The organism is Ruegeria sp. CDSA034, assembly GCF_059612275.1.
Genome location: NZ_JBXWQH010000013.1, coordinates 62,839 through 79,916, shown reverse-complemented (window position 1 = coordinate 79,916; position 17,078 = coordinate 62,839). Strand labels below are relative to the sequence as shown.

General features: G+C 57.5%; 16 protein-coding genes and 1 tRNA gene. 11 read left to right on the top strand and 6 right to left on the bottom strand.

All coding sequences use genetic code 11. From position 1 onward, the window contains the following. Positions 1 to 51: 51 nt before the first annotated feature. Positions 52 to 957: a LysR substrate-binding domain-containing protein gene (locus tag AC2FLJ_RS18245; RefSeq protein WP_496696437.1), complete on the bottom strand. Its 906-nt coding sequence runs from the start codon at positions 955 to 957 to the stop codon at positions 52 to 54. Between the two features lie 556 nt (positions 958 to 1,513). On the opposite strand from AC2FLJ_RS18245, the gene AC2FLJ_RS18240 reads away from it, so the two are divergent. The 5 genes from AC2FLJ_RS18240 to AC2FLJ_RS18220 all read left to right on the top strand — a co-directional run bounded on the left by AC2FLJ_RS18240 (position 1,514) and on the right by AC2FLJ_RS18220 (position 7,698). Next, positions 1,514 to 3,340 (top strand): BCCT family transporter, encoded by a 1,827-nt coding sequence (locus AC2FLJ_RS18240; protein ID WP_282121115.1) that lies wholly within the window; start codon positions 1,514 to 1,516, stop codon positions 3,338 to 3,340. A 156-nt stretch (positions 3,341 to 3,496) separates the two neighbouring features. Continuing rightward, complete coding sequence (locus tag AC2FLJ_RS18235; RefSeq protein WP_282170966.1) at positions 3,497 to 5,044, top strand: trimethylamine methyltransferase family protein; 1,548 nt, start codon at positions 3,497 to 3,499, stop codon at positions 5,042 to 5,044. A 76-nt stretch (positions 5,045 to 5,120) separates the two neighbouring features. Next, positions 5,121 to 6,224, top strand: a complete 1,104-nt coding sequence (locus tag AC2FLJ_RS18230; protein ID WP_496696433.1) for a mandelate racemase/muconate lactonizing enzyme family protein — start codon at positions 5,121 to 5,123, stop codon at positions 6,222 to 6,224. Between the two features lie 11 nt (positions 6,225 to 6,235). Beyond that, positions 6,236 to 6,967, top strand: a complete 732-nt coding sequence (locus AC2FLJ_RS18225; RefSeq protein WP_496696431.1) for an SDR family NAD(P)-dependent oxidoreductase — start codon at positions 6,236 to 6,238, stop codon at positions 6,965 to 6,967. After that, a complete protein-coding gene (locus AC2FLJ_RS18220; RefSeq protein ID WP_496707051.1) occupies positions 6,964 to 7,698 on the top strand; it encodes an SDR family NAD(P)-dependent oxidoreductase in 735 nt (244 codons plus the stop codon). Before AC2FLJ_RS18225 ends, AC2FLJ_RS18220 begins: the two co-directional genes overlap by 4 nt. Positions 7,699 to 7,702: 4 nt before the next feature. On the opposite strand, the gene AC2FLJ_RS18215 is transcribed toward AC2FLJ_RS18220, so the two are convergent. The 4 genes from AC2FLJ_RS18215 to AC2FLJ_RS18200 are packed head-to-tail and all read right to left on the bottom strand — an operon-like array spanning position 7,703 to position 12,175. Further along, complete coding sequence (locus tag AC2FLJ_RS18215; RefSeq protein ID WP_496707049.1) at positions 7,703 to 9,043, bottom strand: NAD(P)/FAD-dependent oxidoreductase; 1,341 nt, start codon at positions 9,041 to 9,043, stop codon at positions 7,703 to 7,705. After that, entirely contained in the window at positions 9,040 to 10,536 is a 1,497-nt protein-coding gene (locus AC2FLJ_RS18210) for an aldehyde dehydrogenase (RefSeq protein ID WP_496707047.1), read from the bottom strand. Before AC2FLJ_RS18210 ends, AC2FLJ_RS18215 begins: the two co-directional genes overlap by 4 nt. A gap of 3 nt (positions 10,537 to 10,539) precedes the next feature. Continuing rightward, a complete protein-coding gene (locus AC2FLJ_RS18205; protein ID WP_496696424.1) occupies positions 10,540 to 11,457 on the bottom strand; it encodes a dihydrodipicolinate synthase family protein in 918 nt (305 codons plus the stop codon). Between the two features lie 7 nt (positions 11,458 to 11,464). Next, complete coding sequence (locus tag AC2FLJ_RS18200) at positions 11,465 to 12,175, bottom strand: GntR family transcriptional regulator (protein WP_496696422.1); 711 nt, start codon at positions 12,173 to 12,175, stop codon at positions 11,465 to 11,467. Between the two features lie 137 nt (positions 12,176 to 12,312). Between AC2FLJ_RS18200 and AC2FLJ_RS18195 the strand changes: the two genes are divergently transcribed. Together AC2FLJ_RS18195 and AC2FLJ_RS18190 are read left to right on the top strand one after the other, a co-directional pair. Then, positions 12,313 to 13,263 carry a GlxA family transcriptional regulator gene (locus tag AC2FLJ_RS18195; RefSeq protein ID WP_496696420.1) on the top strand — a complete coding sequence of 317 codons (951 nt, stop codon included), beginning with the start codon at positions 12,313 to 12,315 and terminating at the stop codon, positions 13,261 to 13,263. 385 nt (positions 13,264 to 13,648) lie between these two features. Continuing rightward, positions 13,649 to 14,152 (top strand): hypothetical protein, encoded by a 504-nt coding sequence (locus AC2FLJ_RS18190; RefSeq protein WP_282121125.1) that lies wholly within the window; start codon positions 13,649 to 13,651, stop codon positions 14,150 to 14,152. Between the two features lie 329 nt (positions 14,153 to 14,481). Here the strand turns inward: AC2FLJ_RS18190 and AC2FLJ_RS18185 are convergent. Then, positions 14,482 to 14,556 (bottom strand) — tRNA-Thr (locus AC2FLJ_RS18185). A gap of 83 nt (positions 14,557 to 14,639) precedes the next feature. On the opposite strand from AC2FLJ_RS18185, the gene AC2FLJ_RS18180 reads away from it, so the two are divergent. From AC2FLJ_RS18180 to AC2FLJ_RS18165, 4 genes are read left to right on the top strand one after another with little or no spacing between them, the layout of a single operon-like run. Further along, positions 14,640 to 14,795, top strand: a complete 156-nt coding sequence (locus tag AC2FLJ_RS18180; RefSeq protein ID WP_199520031.1) for a hypothetical protein — start codon at positions 14,640 to 14,642, stop codon at positions 14,793 to 14,795. 6 nt (positions 14,796 to 14,801) lie between these two features. Further along, a complete protein-coding gene (murA, locus tag AC2FLJ_RS18175; protein ID WP_496707045.1) occupies positions 14,802 to 16,070 on the top strand; it encodes a UDP-N-acetylglucosamine 1-carboxyvinyltransferase in 1,269 nt (422 codons plus the stop codon). Next, complete coding sequence (locus tag AC2FLJ_RS18170; RefSeq protein WP_058275388.1) at positions 16,067 to 16,543, top strand: DUF2948 family protein; 477 nt, start codon at positions 16,067 to 16,069, stop codon at positions 16,541 to 16,543. Before murA ends, AC2FLJ_RS18170 begins: the two co-directional genes overlap by 4 nt. A gap of 43 nt (positions 16,544 to 16,586) precedes the next feature. After that, positions 16,587 to 17,054: a GNAT family N-acetyltransferase gene (locus AC2FLJ_RS18165; protein WP_496707043.1), complete on the top strand. Its 468-nt coding sequence runs from the start codon at positions 16,587 to 16,589 to the stop codon at positions 17,052 to 17,054. Positions 17,055 to 17,078 lie beyond the last annotated feature (24 nt).

The following is a 17,078-nucleotide window of genomic DNA, read 5'->3' as shown; positions in this document are numbered from 1 at the left end:
TTGCACCTGTTAGTCTCAATATCAGAAAAGCTCATCAGAGAGTGATTTCACCTAAACCGAACCTTCCTGAACCTCTTGAACGATCCAGTTCTTCAGGGCGCGGGCACTGTCTGAGAGTTCTTCATCCGGTCGCCCGACCAGGTAAAACTGGTTCGGAGCGGGCACTTGATGCGTGCCGATAGGAACCAGTTTGCCTGATTGCAGCATGGGTTGGATCAGCCGCTGCCAACCCAGCGCCAGCCCGGCACCCTTGCGCGCAAGCTGCAGCGCGACTGAATAGCTGTTGACGCGGGATTCAATGGGCACTGCGCCATTAAATCCCAACTGCTGGAACCATTCGGGCCAGGTGGTCCAGGTGCGGTCTTCTGACTCCAGATGGATCAGCCGTTCAGAAGTCAGATCCTCAAGACCGGCATCCGCAAGCCTTTCTGCCATTTCTGGGCTTCCGACCGGGACTAGCTGGTCGCGAAACAGGGGAGTGTGTGACAGGTTGGGATCGCTGTCCCGCCCATAGCGAATGAAAAAGTCGACGTCAGGCCGATCGCGAAAGGGGCGATCCTGTGACAGTTGATCAACATTAACCTCGGGCATGTCCCGCCAGAACCGAATGACAGCCGGAGACAACCACAACGCGGCAACCGCGGTTGTCGATCCTACGGTCACCTTTCCCGCCGTGGACCGGTCGCGGATCATGCTCAGCGTTTTTGAGATGCGCCCGAAGGATGTGGACAGCGCGTCATAAAGCGCCTTGCCATCCTCGGTCAGATCAACGCCGCGATGCTTGCGTTGAAAGAGAGGTGTGTCCAGATCGCCTTCTAGCGCCTTGATCTGGTGGCTGACCGCGCCGGGTGTGACAGACAGTTCAACGGCGGCGTTCTTAAAGCTCAGGTGGCGGGCGGCGGCCTCAAAAGCTGACAAGGTTGTCAGCGGCGGCAGGTTGTAGTGGCGTCTGGACATGGAAGCTGGTGAATCGTATTTCGGGTTAGTTTAATTTTTATCAACTCAGTTTTAGTTTTTTTGAAGGTGAAAGCTATAGCGCTTTTGATGATTTGATGTTTTTCTGGCTCAAGTTAAAGGCGGATGTCGCATTTTTCGTCAATGCGTCGGTTCTGGCCGAATTTTGAACGGAGCGCCACTATAGTCAGTTCTACCAACAAACGTTGTGTTTTTCGGGCTTTTCGAGAGAATTTTCCGGGCGTCGCAAGACGGTACTGCGACACAATGATGTCCCGAACTGACAAACGGGAAAGGTCGAAAGGGGACGTGAAGGAGGCGCGAACCCATTCCCAGTTGGTAAGACCGAGTATCGCCTGATTGCACGGTGTGTTGAATTCAATGCAACTCAGAAGGCGTAAGACCATGCGGCGGTGCCGCATTTCTGAAACACAGAAACGAAACAAGAAAGAGCCGATACGTCTGCTGCAGCACCTTCCCCATCGTTCGAGGCGATTGGGCGAATAGCGAGAAGTGCAGAGACAGTATCGCAATTGATACAGCACCACGGAGGAGCAACATGTCGATACCCGAACCCTTTACGGATCTAGAAATAGAAACGGCCGATGCCGGATTCTATGAAAATTACAGCGTCCCAATCGCCCTAATCAGTAAGGGCATCATGGTTGCCCTTGTACTGTGGGCACTTGTCTTCCCGGCCAATGCCAACAGCACACTTGGCAGCTGGAACGGAAAGTTGCTGGAAATCTTCAACAGCTTCTACGTGGTCATTGTCGGCCTGTTTGTCATCTTCCTCGTCATTGTTGCCATCCTTCCAACGACCGGAAAGCGGGTTATGGGAACAGCGGGCGAAAAACCCGAGTTTTCGAACTTCTCCTGGTTCTCGATGATGTTCGGAGCGGGTCTGGGTGTCGGCCTGATGGTTTTTGCCACCGCTGAACCGTTGGGCCTGTGGGGATCGAACCCCGAAGTCGTGGCCGGTGCAGTTGCAGGCAATGATCCAGAGTCCGTTCAATCCGCGTATCGGTATACTTTCCTGCATTATGGCTTTCATGCCTGGGCAATTTACGTGGTGACCGGCCTGTCGCTGGCCTACTACGCCTATACTCGTGACATGCCTCTGACCATTCGCGCGGCTCTTACCCCGCTTTTCGGTCGTCTGATGAACGGTTTTCTCGGCCACGTCGTTGACGTTCTGGGCGTTGTTGCAACGATCCTGGGTGTGTCCGTTACGATCGGGTTTGGTGTCAGCCAGTTCATCGACGGTCTGTATGCAATCACCGGTATGGAATGGATCATGGATTTTGGTGGTGAAGTACCTACGCCAAGCAAAGTTGGTCTGATCGCGGGTCTGGTTGTCATCATGGGTCTGTCGATTATTTCGGCGGTCTCGGGTGTTGGTCGCGGTGTTAAATACCTGTCGAACCTGAACCTTGTTCTGTCGATCATCCTGCTGGGCACCTTTGTGATCTTCGGCTCGTTCGTATTCGCTATGACGACCTATGGCACAGCACTGTTTGACTACCTGCTGCACTTCCTCTCGCTGAGCTTTGGTGCATACGGTCCGTTGTCGACCGAAGCGTTTGCAGCGGCTCTGCCTGCAGAAGCGCAGGCGCATGCGGCTGATCTGGTAGGTGGCGCAACCAACGCATGGGGCAGCTTTGACGGCTTTAAGAGCGGTCTTGAAGGTGCTGCGGCTGAGTTGAGTGACGACACGCTGGCGGCTGTTTACGCCGCAGGCGAGCAAGGCCGTCAGTTTGGCTGGCAGTCGGGCTGGACCACCTTCTATTGGGCTTGGTGGATTGCGTTCTCGCCGTTTGTGGGCCTGTTCCTAGCGCGCATCTCTAAGGGTCGGTCTGTACGTGAGTTCATTCTGGGCTGCGTACTGGCGCCGGCGCTGGTTTGCTTTGCCTGGATGACTGTTCTGGGTGGTACTGCGATTGATCTGGAATTGGCTGGTGCAGCTGAAGGCGCGATCATCGGTGCGTCGAACACCAACAAGCTGTTCGTGACGCTGTCTTACATGATCGACGGTGGGCTTCTGTCCATGCTGAACGTCATGTGCGTGATCCTGATCATGACCTTCCTGGTGACCTCCGCGGACTCGGGCATTCTGGTTATGAATACCATCATGTCCGGTGGCAGCCAGGAAACCGGCGTCAAGCACCGTATCATCTGGGGTGTTATCCTGACCGCCGTGATCGGTGCGCTGATCTTGGCCGCTGGTGAAAACAACCCGATGGACGCGTTGCGCAATGCGATGATCATCGGTGCTCTGCCCTTTACGGTTGTTATGGGGCTGATGATGGTTTCGCTGACCAAGGCGCTCTATCGTGATGGTCGGCGCGACAAGCATGCTGATGCAAGCACGCAGGCGGCTGAATAAGCGCAGGTCTTAATGCCAAAACAGACGCCGCCCCAGTTGGGGCGGCGTTTTTCGTTCCGGGTTCCCGTGTCGTTTCCTGCAAACAGATATCGCAATCAGTGAGGTGCGCCGGTGCCGAATCCGTCAGTCTGATCAGCAAGATTGGAGGATTGCCCCGTGAACATTCGTACCGCGACACGCTCGGGCGGACGCTCTGCCCGTCGCGCCCTGCGCACTGCCCCGAACTTTGAAATGCTGCCCGGCCTGACCAGAGGTATCCCCTTGTGTGAGGTAATGGATGGTGCTCAGGTCGAACGCATCGACACTGCTTCGATGGATATTCTGGAAAATGTCGGCGTTCAGTTTCGCGACCCGATTGCGCTGAAAGACTGGAAAAAAGCCGGAGCCAAGGTCGAAGGGGAGCTGGTTTACCTCGACCGTGGTTTGGTGCGTGAGTTGATTGCCACCATACCCAGCGATTTCACATATCACGCGCGGGACCCGAAAAAGAATGTGCGGCTGGGCGGTAAACACTCGATCTTTGTGCCTATGACCGGCGCTCCATTCCTGCGCGATCTGGACGACGTGCGCCGAAATCCGTTGCTGGAAGATCTGGCGATGTTCCACAAACTCAGCCACATGATGCCCGCGCTGCATTCCTCGGCGCATCACATCGTGGAACCTTATGACCATCCGATCAGTCAACGCCACCTGCGCATCACCTATTCGTCGATGAAACACTCGGACAAAACGTTCATGGGCATGACCACCTCACCCAAGAACGCCGAAGATGTGATGGATATGTGCGCGATCCTGTTTGGCGAGGAATTCCTTGAAGATCACCCGGTGACCACCGGTAACTGCAATGGCAACTCGCCGTTGGTGTGGGACGAAACCATGCTGGGTGCATTGCGGGCCTTTTGTCGTCGCAATCAACCAGTGCTCTGCTCACCCTTCGTTCTGGGGGGGGCCAACACGCCCGCATCTGTTCCGGCCACGGTGGCCCAGTTGAATGCCGAGGCGCTGAGCGCACTGGCCTACACGCAGGTCATCCGCAAAGGGGCTCCGGCGATCTATGGCCACTACCTGTCGACCGTGTCGATGAAATCCGGTGCTCCGATGGCGGGTACACCCGAGATCAGCCTGATGAATTTCATGATTGGCCAGATGGCACGGCATTATGACGTCCCTTGGCGTACTTCGAACACGTTGGGTGGGGCCAAAACCTTTGATGCTCAGGCCGGATATGAATCTGCCACCACCTTGCAGGCAGTCATGCATGCGGGTGCCAACTACATCTGGCACTCGGCCGGATGGAATGAGGCCGGGATGCACTGTTCCGTGGCCAAGTTTATCGTCGACGCCGAACAATGTGCGATGGCGTACCGCATGGCCGAGGGGCCAAAGTGGCACGATTTCGATCAAGCCCTCGCAGCGGTTCCGGATGTTGGGCCCGGTGGTCATTATCTTGGTCACCCCCATACACAGGACAATTTCCAGAGTGCGTTCTTCATGCCCGAGCTGTTCGACAACAACTCGATCGAACAATGGCAGGCAGAAGGCAGCATTGAAATCACCGCGCGCGCCCTGAACCGCGCACGCGCGTTGCTGGCCGAGTATGAAGAACCCAAACTGGATGAGGCGAAAAACGAGGCCTTGCTGGACTACATCGCCCGACGTGAGCGTGAAATCCCGGCCGCTGATGAGCTGAACCAAAGTTACTGAAGTTACTCCCCCGCATTCCACCCGCCCGGCCAGTTGGGCGGGTTTGTCCCTTCAATAGCAGTACGGAACACAAGTCGTGAAAATCGCTGAAATTCACATCTATAGCCACGATCTGCCTGTCAAAAACGGCCCGTACACAATGGCCAATGCCGAGGTCTGGGCACTGGACACCACATTGGTCAAAATGGTGGCCGACAACGGGTTGGTCGGATGGGGCGAGACTTGCCCGGTTGGCCCCACTTACGCCGAGGCCCACGCCGCTGGCGCTCGGGCTGCGTTGGCTCAGATGGCCGAAGGACTATTGGGTGCTGAGATCTCTCCGCTAGGACTGCACCGACGAATGGGCGGCCTTTTGAACGGACACAACTATGCCAAGGCGGCTATCGACATCGCGGCACATGATCTGCTGGGCAAGCAGTTTGGGATCAGCGTGTCGGAACTTCTTGGCGGTGCCGAAGTGAACAAGGTTCCGTCATATTATGCGACGGGGGTTGGGGCGCCCGACGATATAGCCGTTCTGGCCAGGGAAAAATTGGCCGAAGGTTACCTGCGCCTGCAAATCAAAGTTGGTGGCCGGCCGGTTGAAATCGATATCGAAACCATCCGCAAAGTGTGGGAGGCAATCGGCGGGTCAGGCATGCGGCTGGCCGTGGACGGAAACCGCGGCTGGACAACCCGTGATGCGTTGCGTGTCAGCCGCGAATGCCCGGACATTCCGTTTGTCATGGAACAACCCTGCGATACGATCGAAGATCTGCAAAAGATACGGTCACAAGTGAGCCACCCGATCTACATGGACGAAAATGCCACCAATCTGAACACGGTTATCACTGCGGCGGGCATTGGTCTGGTGGATGGGTTCGGTATGAAGGTCACGCGGATCGGTGGCCTACAGCCCATGCGCGCGTTCCGAGACCACTGCGAGGCGCGGAATCTGCCCCATACCTGCGACGACAGTTGGGGAGGGGACATTATTGCCGCAGCATGCACACATATCGGCGCGACTGTTCGACCCGATCTGCTGGAAGGCGTTTGGCTGGCTGCGCCATACATCGAAGGCAATTACGATGCCCAGAATGGAATTCGCATTGAAGGCGGGCATATCCAAGTTCCAACCGGGCCGGGGTTGGGCGTCGTTCCCGACGAAACCCGCTTTGGCGGGCCGGTCGCATCTTTCTGACGGAGCATATCATGGAGTTTGCGGGAAAATCAGCTTTGGTCACGGGCGCTGCAGGGGGGATCGGAACCACTCTGGTGCGCCGCCTAAGTGCCGCCGGCGCGCAGGTTGCCGTTGCTGACCGCCTGACTGACGGGATCGAGGCCGAGGCCCATCTGCCTGGTGATCTGCTGGACCCGACCTATGCCGATGCACTTCCGCAAAGGGCAGCAGATGCGCTGGGCGGGTTGGACATTGTTGTTAACAACGCAGGTGTCATTACGCGGGGTGCCGTCACTGAAACCTCGGATCAGGATTGGTCTCTGTCTCTGGGCGTGAACGTCGAAGCCCCCTTTCGCATTTGCCGCGCTGCGATCCCGATTATGGCTGCCAACGGAGGCGGTGCGATCGTAAACACCGCATCCTGCTGGGGCCTGCGCCCCGGTCCAAACCACGCTGTCTATTGCATGACCAAGGCCGCGATTGCCTCTCTGACTCAATGCATGGGGATGGACCACGCCCATCAGGGCATCCGCATCAACGCGGTTTGCCCGAACGAGGTGAACACGCCTATGTTGCGATCCGGTTTTGCCAAGCGTGGCTTCGACCCGGACACAGCTGTCGCCAAGCTGGGGCAGACTGTTCCCTTGGGGCGAATTGCTGAACCCGAAGACATTGCTGATGTAATCCTGTTTCTGGCCTCGGATGCGTCGCGCTATATCTGCGGCGCGGTGCTTGAGGTGAACGGAGGCAAGCCAGTATCATGACCCGATTTGAAGGCAAAACCGTCCTTGTCACCGGCGGACGCAGCGGGATCGGTCGGGCTATTGCTGAGCGATTGTGTCAGGACGGGGCGCAGGTGTTTACCGCGCAGCGCGGGCAAGATCCCAGGTTCGAAGGGATCGAGGCAGATTTTGGTGATCCGAGCAGCCCGCAATCTGTGGTAAATCAGGTCGTTGAGCGGGCAGGGCGTCTGGATATCCTCGTCAACAACGCGGGCATGATGCAGGAAGTCCTTGTCGAAGACATGAGCCTGGAGGATTGGCAGCGCAACCTGACAGTCAACCTGACGGCTCCTTTTCTGCTGATCAAGGCGGCGCTGCCCCATCTGCGGCAGACGCAAGGGAACATCGTCAATATCGGCTCAATCGAAGGATTGGGCTGTAATCCTGGCCATGCGGCCTATTGTGCGACCAAAGCCGGGTTGCACGGATTGACCCGTGCCGTCGCCGTGGATCACGGGGCGGAGGGGGTCCGGTGCAACGCGGTGGCGCCCGGCTGGATCGACACTGAACTGAACATGGGTTTCATCGACGCTCAGCCGGATCCGGATGCATTTCGCAGGGACATTGGCCGCATTCATCCCGTCGCCCGGACTGGCCGACCAGAGGAGGTCGCGGCAGTGGTAGCGTTTCTTGCGTCCGAGGACGCAAGCTTTGTCACCGGTCAGATTTACACGGTGGATGGGGGTCGCATGACCAAGCTCAGCCTGCCCTGACAGGTCATTCCTTTCCTGAACGCCACTCTTTCCAAATCAGATAGCTATTTGCACCCAATGATGCGAACGGCTCTGGCGGCAGGCGCGACGGCATCGGTTGGGTCAGGAAATGATCCGCGATGTCCGATCCGCCCTGCGTGAACAATTCCGCCACTGCCATGCCCTGCAATGTCCCTCGGGAAATTCCCAAGCCGTTCTGACAACAGGCCGAGAAGACGCCCTCATCCAACTCTCCGAATGCTGCTGATCCGTTTCGGCTAAGGCAAAGCATTCCGGCCCAACGATGCTCCATTTGCACCTGGGGTAGATGCGGGAACCGTTCGCGATATTTGCGGTCGTGCACCCAGCCTGCATTGCGCAGGCGCATTGGGCTGGTCTCGATTGTCGGATGAAAAGTTGAACAGGACCGGATCAAAATCCGGTCGCCATAGCTGCCTGAGACCCGCCGGACCGAGGTGCCCATCGGATCGGCCGGAGTGACCGACCAGCGGGATTGACCGCCCAATGTCGTGATCTGTTCAGGCGTCAAACGCTCGGTGATCGACGCGTAAAGGCAGATGTGCATCAGTCGGCGTTCGTAAAAGCCAAAGCTTTCCAAATGGCCGTTATTGGCCAGAATTATGCGGCCCGTCGAAACCTGCGCTTCAGGTGTTTTCACAAGCCATCCCACGCCTTGTTTTTCAAAGCCGGTAACGGGAGAGTTTTCGAACAGATCAATATGTGGCGATAGGTGAGAGGACAGAGCGCGAATGTAGCCGGCGGGCTGGATCATCACTGTGCCGGGTGCGTAGAGGCCCGAGCTGTAGTGCGGGCTGCCCGTGATCTCTTGCATCTGTTGGCGGTCAAAAAGCGTGCTAGGCTCTCCCAACCGGTCCAGATGTGCGGCGAATTCGCGGTTGTGCCTGTCCCCGGCTCGTGTGGCGGCTGCGTTGAACTTACCGCAGGGGTCGAACATTTCCTGCGGCAGCTCGCATTCTTCAGCCACGTTCGTTGCAAATCTTATTGCGCGGCGGTTTAGGGCTATGGTTGCGCGGTCCGCTTCCAGCCCGCCTCCGGCGTAATTGTCCGAGGCCAGATCATGGGGCAGATCGATCATGAAGCCCGAATTGCGGCCAGCGGAACCTTCGGCAAAGCGACCAGCCTCTAGCAGAACAACCTTGAGCGCTGGGTCAAGCTGGCGCAGCCTGCGCGCGGCGCTCAGCCCGGCAAACCCGCCACCGACAATTGTGACGTCGGCTGAGGTGTTCTGTTCAAGTCGAGGTCGCGATGTTTGGGGCGGCAGGATGGCGTTCCACCCCGCCGGCCCGGTCTGTCGTGGCAGCCGTTTTGCAGTATAGGCCGTCAATCGATCGCCTCGTCCGCGTCATCGGCCAAATCAATCCAGATGGTTTTCAACTGGGTGTACTGGTCGTGGGCGTGGACCGAGTTGTCGCGGCCACCAAAACCGGATTGTTTGTAGCCGCCAAAGGGGGTGGTGATGTCACCCTCGCCAAAGCTGTTTACTATCACGGTTCCGGCGCGGATCGCCCGCGCGCCGCGGATGGCTCGCTTGGCGTTAGCCGTAAAGATCGAAGCACACAGGCCATAGTCGGTGTCATTGGCAATCTTGATGGCCTCGTCAAAGCCAGACACTTCGATCACCGACAGAACGGGACCAAAGATCTCTTCGCGCGCAAGAGTGCTGTGATTGCTGGGCACTTCGACCACGGTCGCTTCGACAAAACCCTTGTTGGCATTGCCACCAATCACCACGTTTTCGGCTTGTTCTAAGTAGCCGCAGACCTTGTTGTAGTGGCCTTCGCTGACCAACGCACCCATTCGGGTTTCCGGGTCCAGCGGATCACCGATGTTCCACTGCTTCGCGTGATGGGCGATCCGCTCCAGCAACTCGGCCTTTACGTCCTTGTGCACGATCAGACGGGACGAGGCGGAACAATTCTCACCCATATTCCAGAACGCGCCATTCACGACATGGGCCGCCACGCGGTCAAGGTTCTCGGCGTCATCCATCACGATGGCCGGGTTCTTGCCGCCCATCTCCAACACAACCTCTTTGGCGTTGCTTTCCGCCGAATAAGTCAGGAACCGTTTGCCAGTGACGGTCGAGCCGGTGAAAGAGACCATGTCGATATCCATGTGTCGACCAATCGGCTCACCGACATCAGCGCCGCCACCGGGCACGATGTTCAAAACGCCGCGCGGCAGGCCCGCGTCCATCGCCAGTTCCGCGAGGCGCAGGGCGGTCAGCGTGGTTTCGGTCGCCGGTTTCACCACGACGGAACAGCCCGCCGCCAGCGCTGGCCCGATCTTCCACGCCAGCATCAGCAGCGGGAAGTTCCACGGCAGCACCAACCCCACAACTCCGATGGGTTCGCGCACCACCATGGCGATGTGGTCGTCGCTGGTGGGCGAGACCTGATCATAGATTTTGTCGATCGCCTCGGCATGCCATTTCAGGCAGTGGATCGTTTCGGGGATATCCAGGTTTTCGCAGTCATAGATGGTCTTGCCGCTGTCGATACTCTCCATCACTGCCAATTCACGGGCATTGCGGTTCATCAACTTGGCCAGTCGGATCAGTATGTCCTTGCGATCCGAGGGGTGCATCCTGGACCAGCGTCCATCGTCAAACGCCTCACGCGCTTTTTCGACGGCAAAATCCACATCCGCCGCGTCGCAAGCGGCAATATCGGCCAGTTTCTCGCCTGTAGCGGGGTTCACCGTCTCAAAAGTCTTGCCAGAGACAGCCGGGCGGAAAGCGCCGTCGATGAAGGCCCCGGTGGGCAAGGTCAGGCCCGCAGCGATGGATTTGTATTCGTCCTGTGTCAGCAATTCCATGCCTTAGCCCTCCGCCACGATATCTGCGATTGTTTTCTTCAGCACGCGCGTCACCTGTTCCAAAGCGCGTTTGTCATCCTTGTTCAGCCCCTTAAGCGGGGGCCGCATCGCGCCTGCGTTGATCCCGTTCATGGTGACGCCATGCTTGATGGTCTGGATGAACTTGCCGCCCTGTTCCAGCACCCGCATCAACGGCATCATGGCGGACATGATGCGGCGGCCCTTTGCGAAGTTCCCTTCGACAACGCAGGCTTGATATAGTGCTACATGTTCGGCTGGCAGGAAGTTCGACCCACCGCAGACCCAGAACGGTGCGCCCCAGGCGAAGAATTCCAGCGCCTGATCATCCATGCCGCAGCCAAGCTGGATATGCGGGTAATCCCGCGCCAACAAATGCACCCGGTTGATATCCCCTGAGCTTTCCTTGATGCCGCAGAAGTTTCGGCTGCGCCCCACGCGGTCAAGGAATTCTTCCCCCATCATTGTACCGGTGCGGTGCGGGTAGTTGTACAACATCACCGGCAAGTCAGCGGCCTTGTCGATAGCCAGCGCGTTCAGGGCGTTTTCCCGATCGGTCGGCACAGAATAGGGTGGGCTTGCCAGCAGGATTGCGTCTGCGCCAATCTCTCGCGCGCCCGAGGCCAGCGCGATGGAATCCGGCGTCAGCATCGCGCCGGTTCCGACAACCAGAGGCAACCGGCCTTTCAACTGTTTATGCGTGAACGACGCCAGTTCCAGCCGTTCTTCGACGGTCTGGGCATAGTTCTCACCCGTTGACCCGCCCGAGATCAGCCCGTGCACACCATTGTCGATCAGGTATTCGATCACGTGGGACAGGGCATCCCAGTTCACGCGGCCATCTTGGTTATAGGGCGTGACCACCGGGGTATAGATCCCCTCAAATCTGAAAATCGGGTTCATTCCGTCCTCATGCAGGTTTCGAAAGGGGCGGGATACCCATCGGGATATCCAGCGCAGCAGGCATCACGAACAGTTCGATTTGGTCGCGTGACAGGTTCCAGTGATCCTCGGCCAGCTGCGCAGCAGCCGCCTCATCGCCCGCCTCGATGGCGGCGATGATGGCGTCATGCTGGCGACTTGCCTCCGACAGGTTCTCGGTCTTGTGCGCGGATTGGGGTCTATAGAAGGTCATCCCGATCCGGGCATGGTCGATCAGCAACCGGTTGAATGATGGCCGCAAGTAGACATTGCCTGACATCTCTCCGGTCACATCATGAAAGCGGTTATTGGCCAATGCCCGATCTTCGGCGGATCCGGACTGCAACGCAGCCTTGAACGCCTGTTGCGCGTCTTTCAGGTCGTTGATCTGAGTTCGTGTGGCGTTCTGCGCGGCGAGTCGCAAAACCGCGCCATAGACCATGGGTGCAGCCAGAAAGAAGTCACGCAGGGTGGTATAAGACATCTCAGACACCCGCGCACTGCGGTTGGTGCGCAAGTCCAGATAGCCTTCGCCCGCCAGTTGCCGGAACACTTCGCGCAACGGTGTCCGGGACAAGCCGAAAGCGTCGGACAGATGCGCTTCGTCCAAATCTGTGCCTGGTTGCAGGCGCAGCGTCAGGATCGACACCTTCAGGTGCTCCATCAACTCTGCCTTACGGGATTTGGCGTCGTCTTGCATCCGTTCCTCCAACAGTCGCTGCGCGAATCGTGTCGGCTAATTCGTTCATTCTCTGTATTCTAAAAAAATACAAGTTGTATACAGAAAAGAATCGTGCAGCATAGGCCGTCGACCACGTCAAACTGAATCGGACGTTTATGCGCCAACCCCGTCACATCACTTTCATCCTGATCGAGGAATTCTCGCATCTCGCCTTTTCCTGCGCGGTCGAGCCGCTGCGCATTGCCAACCTCGTCAGTGGTGAAAATCTGTATGAGTGGTCTTTTGTGTCTGAACACAGCAAGCAGGCCGTCTGTTCCAACGGGTCGGTGACATTGGTTCATGGTGGACTGGATGCGCTGCCAAAAACAAACCAGCTGTTCGTGCTGTCGGGTATTCATATGCGCAACCATGTCTCGCGCCCTCTGCTTGCAACGCTGCGGCGCGAACGGGCACGGGGAACCGCCATCGGCGCCTTGTGTTCGGGCGCGTGGTTGCTTGCCGAGGCAGGGTTTCTGGACGGGATGCAGGCCGCCATTCACTGGGAGTACCACGATGCCTTTATGGAAGCCTTTCCCGAGGTGAACTTGGTGCGCAGCGTCTTTGTCGCCGATGAAAAGCATATCACTGCCTCGGGCGGTACGGCGACCGCCGACCTTATGTTGCACCTGATTGAACGGGACCACGGCCAAGAGTTGTCCATCGCGGTTGCTGACCAGATGGTCTACAACGCCGTGCGCAATGCTACGGCTAAACAGCGTGTGTCTCTTCAATCGCGCAACGGGATGCGTAACGCGCATCTCGCCAAGGCTATTCATATCATGCAGGACTGCATTGAGGCACCGGTTTCACCATCTGATATTGCCGGGGATCTGGGGATTTCAACGCGCCAGTTGGAACGGTTGTTCGGCAAATACCTCAACACGTCGCCCAAGAAGTACTTTATGGAGCTTCGGCTGGAGCGCGCGCAGAAGCTGCTATTGCAGACCGAAGCATCCGTGACCGAAGTGGCTATGGCCTGCGGGTTCGAAAATCCGGGACATTTTTCGCGCGTTTACCGGTCGAGTTTTGGTGTGACGCCACATGCCCAAAAGAACAAGATAGACTAAGTGATAAGGACGGGGGGAGCGTCTCTGTCCTAAGGCGAGCCTGGCTGAACAGGCGCTCACCCCCTGATCCTGCTTCGTACCCCCTCGTTAAAACTTTACTGGTAAACTGGTCAGCAGGATTGAGTATTCATACATATCGAAGTGGGCATAACTATTACAAGATCGTGTCAGATATGTGTGCTTTTTGTTTAAAACATTAACGTTTGCGGTGTTCACCAGTTGACCAAATGGCTCAAAACAGGCCAACTTATAGGGTGAAATGTATAGACAGACTCTGAAGTTGGCCAAAAAAGACGACAAATCGGGAAATTCTGACCGCAATTCCCATGCGGGCGATGCCGTCAGATTTTATATCTTCATCACAATTTGACGGTGGAGGATATCAATGCACTTGGAAATCGGTAAATCTGACTCCCGCTTCGCCAACGGCGCGGTTTCTCGTGCCAGTCGCGAGCGTCAGATTTGCGATGCGGCCAAATTGGCCGAAGCTGCCTTTTCCGAACTGACCGCTGTTGCGGACCGCGCGCCAGATATGGCGGCGTCCAACGGTCAGGTTTTTCAGGTGTTCCGTTGGTATTTCTTGTCGGCTTATTGCACGCGACTGCTGACCAACGCCGCCCATCGGCTAGAGCGTCAAACTTTACAGGTCTCGATGGACGTGTTCAGCGCCGTTAGAATGGTCCTGCCGGACACAGAGGTTGAAGCATCCATGGCCCTGGCTCAGGGTGAAGTGACAACACCGGCCGCGGCGCGCTTGAACAAGATCGGATGCCGTGGACATTCTGCGGGCTGGATCGCCGCAAAGCTGAATCAGCAAGGTCGGGACATCCCATCAGAGATCAAGAGCTCGCTTGCGGGCGCATTGTCAGCGTCGGAACGGCGCATTTGACGCGACCGGGGATCCCAGCGCGCGCTGGGTAATTTCGACAAAAAAATTCAACGCACTGTCGGTTTCTCAATGGGAGAGTGGATCGACAAATTCAAGTTTTTCCCGGCAAGTGGGGCTTGCATACGCCAAGTCTCACTCCCGTTTGAGGAAGGTTGCATTCATACTCCGCGAACAAGGCGTTGAGCTGAATGGTTCAAAGTAAACTCAATGCGTCACGCGCAATTCGAACCGCGCTACCGGGGCTTGATGCGCCCATGGCACATGCAAGCGGGTACTGGACTGCCATGCTCATAACCGAGCAGCGTGTGCATTATTCAATGGAGATTATATGGTGCTGCTGGAGAGAATTGAACTCTCGACCTCTCCCTTACCAAGGGAGTGCTCTACCTCTGAGCTACAGCAGCGCTGTGGGCGGGTGATTAGACTCAAACGAAACGCGGCGCAAGGGTGTCTGGACGGTTTTTTTCGTCTCCTGTAGAGAAAGACAATGGCAGATAAAAATTCACCTAAAAAAGACGGTAAATCCGGGGACGCGCGCGAAGAACGGCTTAAGGCCGCGCTTAAGGCGAATATGGCGCGGCGCAAGGCGCAGGCCAAGGCGCGGGCGGCATCCGAGGACAAGACCGGCAAGGACGAGGGATAAGAGCAGATGGATTCGATTTTGGTAACGGGCAACGGGCCGCTGAACGGTCAGATACCGATTGCGGGGGCCAAGAACGCATGCCTGACGCTGATGCCCGCAACGTTGCTCAGCGAAGAACCGCTGACGCTGACCAATGCACCGCGACTGAGTGACATCAAAACAATGACTGCGCTGTTGCAATCGCTCGGGGCCGAGGTGTCCTCGTTGCAGGATGGTCAGGTGCTGGCGATGTCCAGCCATGATCTGACCAGTCAGACAGCGGATTATGAGATCGTGCGCAAGATGCGGGCGTCCAATCTGGTGCTGGGTCCTTTGCTGGCGCGTTTTGGAAAGGCCGTTGTGTCGTTGCCGGGGGGGTGTGCCATCGGAGCGCGGCCGATGGACCTGCATGTCGAAGGTCTTGAGGCGCTGGGCGCCGAGATCGAGCTTAAAGACGGTTACTTGCACGCCAAAGCCCCGGGTGGGCTGAAAGGCGCAGTGCATGAGATGCGCTTTGCCTCGGTGGGCGCAACTGAGAACATCGTTATGGCCGCCACGCTGGCCAAAGGCACGACCGTTCTGAAGAACGCCGCGCGTGAGCCTGAGATTGTTGACCTGGTTGAGTGCCTACGCAAGATGGGTGCGCAAATTTCGGGTGAGGGGACCTCGACCATCGAGATTCAGGGCGTTGATCGCCTGCATGGTGCAACGCATCAGGTGGTGACCGACCGGATCGAACTGGGCACATATATGCTGGCCCCGGCCATGTGCGGCGGTGAAGTTGAGTTGTTGGGTGGTCGGATGGCTTTGGTCGAATCTTTTGCGGCCAAGCTGGATGCGGCAGGAGTGCATGTCGAAGAAACCCCAAATGGCCTGAAGGTTGCCCGTAAGAACGGCCGTGTTAACGCTGTGGACGTTGTGACCGAGCCGTTTCCCGGCTTCCCGACGGATTTGCAGGCGCAGATGATGGCGCTGATGTGCACGGCCGAAGGTACCTCGGTTCTAGAAGAACGTATCTTTGAGAACCGCTTCATGCACGCCCCGGAATTGGTGCGCATGGGCGCGAATATTGAAGTGCACGGTGGTACGGCGACCGTGACCGGGGTTGAACGTCTGAAGGGAGCGCCCGTGATGGCGACGGATTTGCGGGCCTCAGTCTCGTTAATTCTGGCCGGAATGGCGGCTGAAGGGGAAACGACCGTCAGTCGGGTCTATCATCTGGACCGCGGATATGAACATGTGGTGCGTAAGCTGGAAGGCGTGGGCGCAAAGATTGAACGGATCAAAGGCCAATGACAGATGCAAGTTTCGAAGACGGACGTGAGGCACCACTGAATCTGGGGGCCGAGGATGCTGATGACCTTCAGGTGATCTCGACCTTGGCACAGGATGCGATTTTCCCAATCACCGAGATGACATGGCGGCCCTCTGAGCGTCGCTTTGGCCTGTTGCTGAACCGGTTCCGCTGGGAAGACAAGGATGCCGCCGCCCGCCGCGACCGCCCGTTTGAACGGGTACAGTCGGTTCTGGTTTTCGATTCAGTGCTGTCTGTGGCGAGCCAGGGGGTCGAACGCGGCGACAAGGAAATGGTGATGTCCTTGCTGTCGATTGATTTCGAAGCGGGCGAAGATGGTGCCGGGCAGATCATGCTAACACTGGCCGGAGATGGTACGATCCGCTTGTCGGTCGAGGCGCTGGATGTCACCCTCAAGGACGTGACCCGGCCGTATCAGGCCCCATCCGGTCAGGCACCGCACCATCCGGAATAAGCGCGGCATAGCGCAGGCATTCACCGGCCCCCCCCAGGGTCTGGTGCTGCGCCGTGCGACCGTTTTCGACGTGTTCGATCTGAGCCGTGTTCTGGTCCGGTCAATTACCGAGCTTTGCACGGCGGACCATCAGGATGATCCTGAGGTGATCGCACAATGGACCGCAAACAAGGATCCGGCGACGATCAGGGGCTGGATCAGGAACGGCGCACAAATCTGGCTTGCCGAGAATAACGGGCAGCCTGCGGCAGCCGGTGGGCTGACCGAAGCCGGAGAAATCACGCTTTTGTATATCGATCCAGATCACATTGGTTGGGGTATTGGCGGCGCTTTGTTGAAGGCACTTGAGCAGGAACTTATCGCCTTTGGCTGTACCGAGGGACAGCTTGAAGCCACCCAAACGGCACAGGGTTTCTATGCGCGGCACGGCTGGGAAACCACCGGAGGATGCAGTCAGCGCAATGACGTGTCCTGTTTGAGTATGCGCAAATCGCTGCACCTACAGGACTGAGGGTTGAGGCCGGCCCATCTGGGC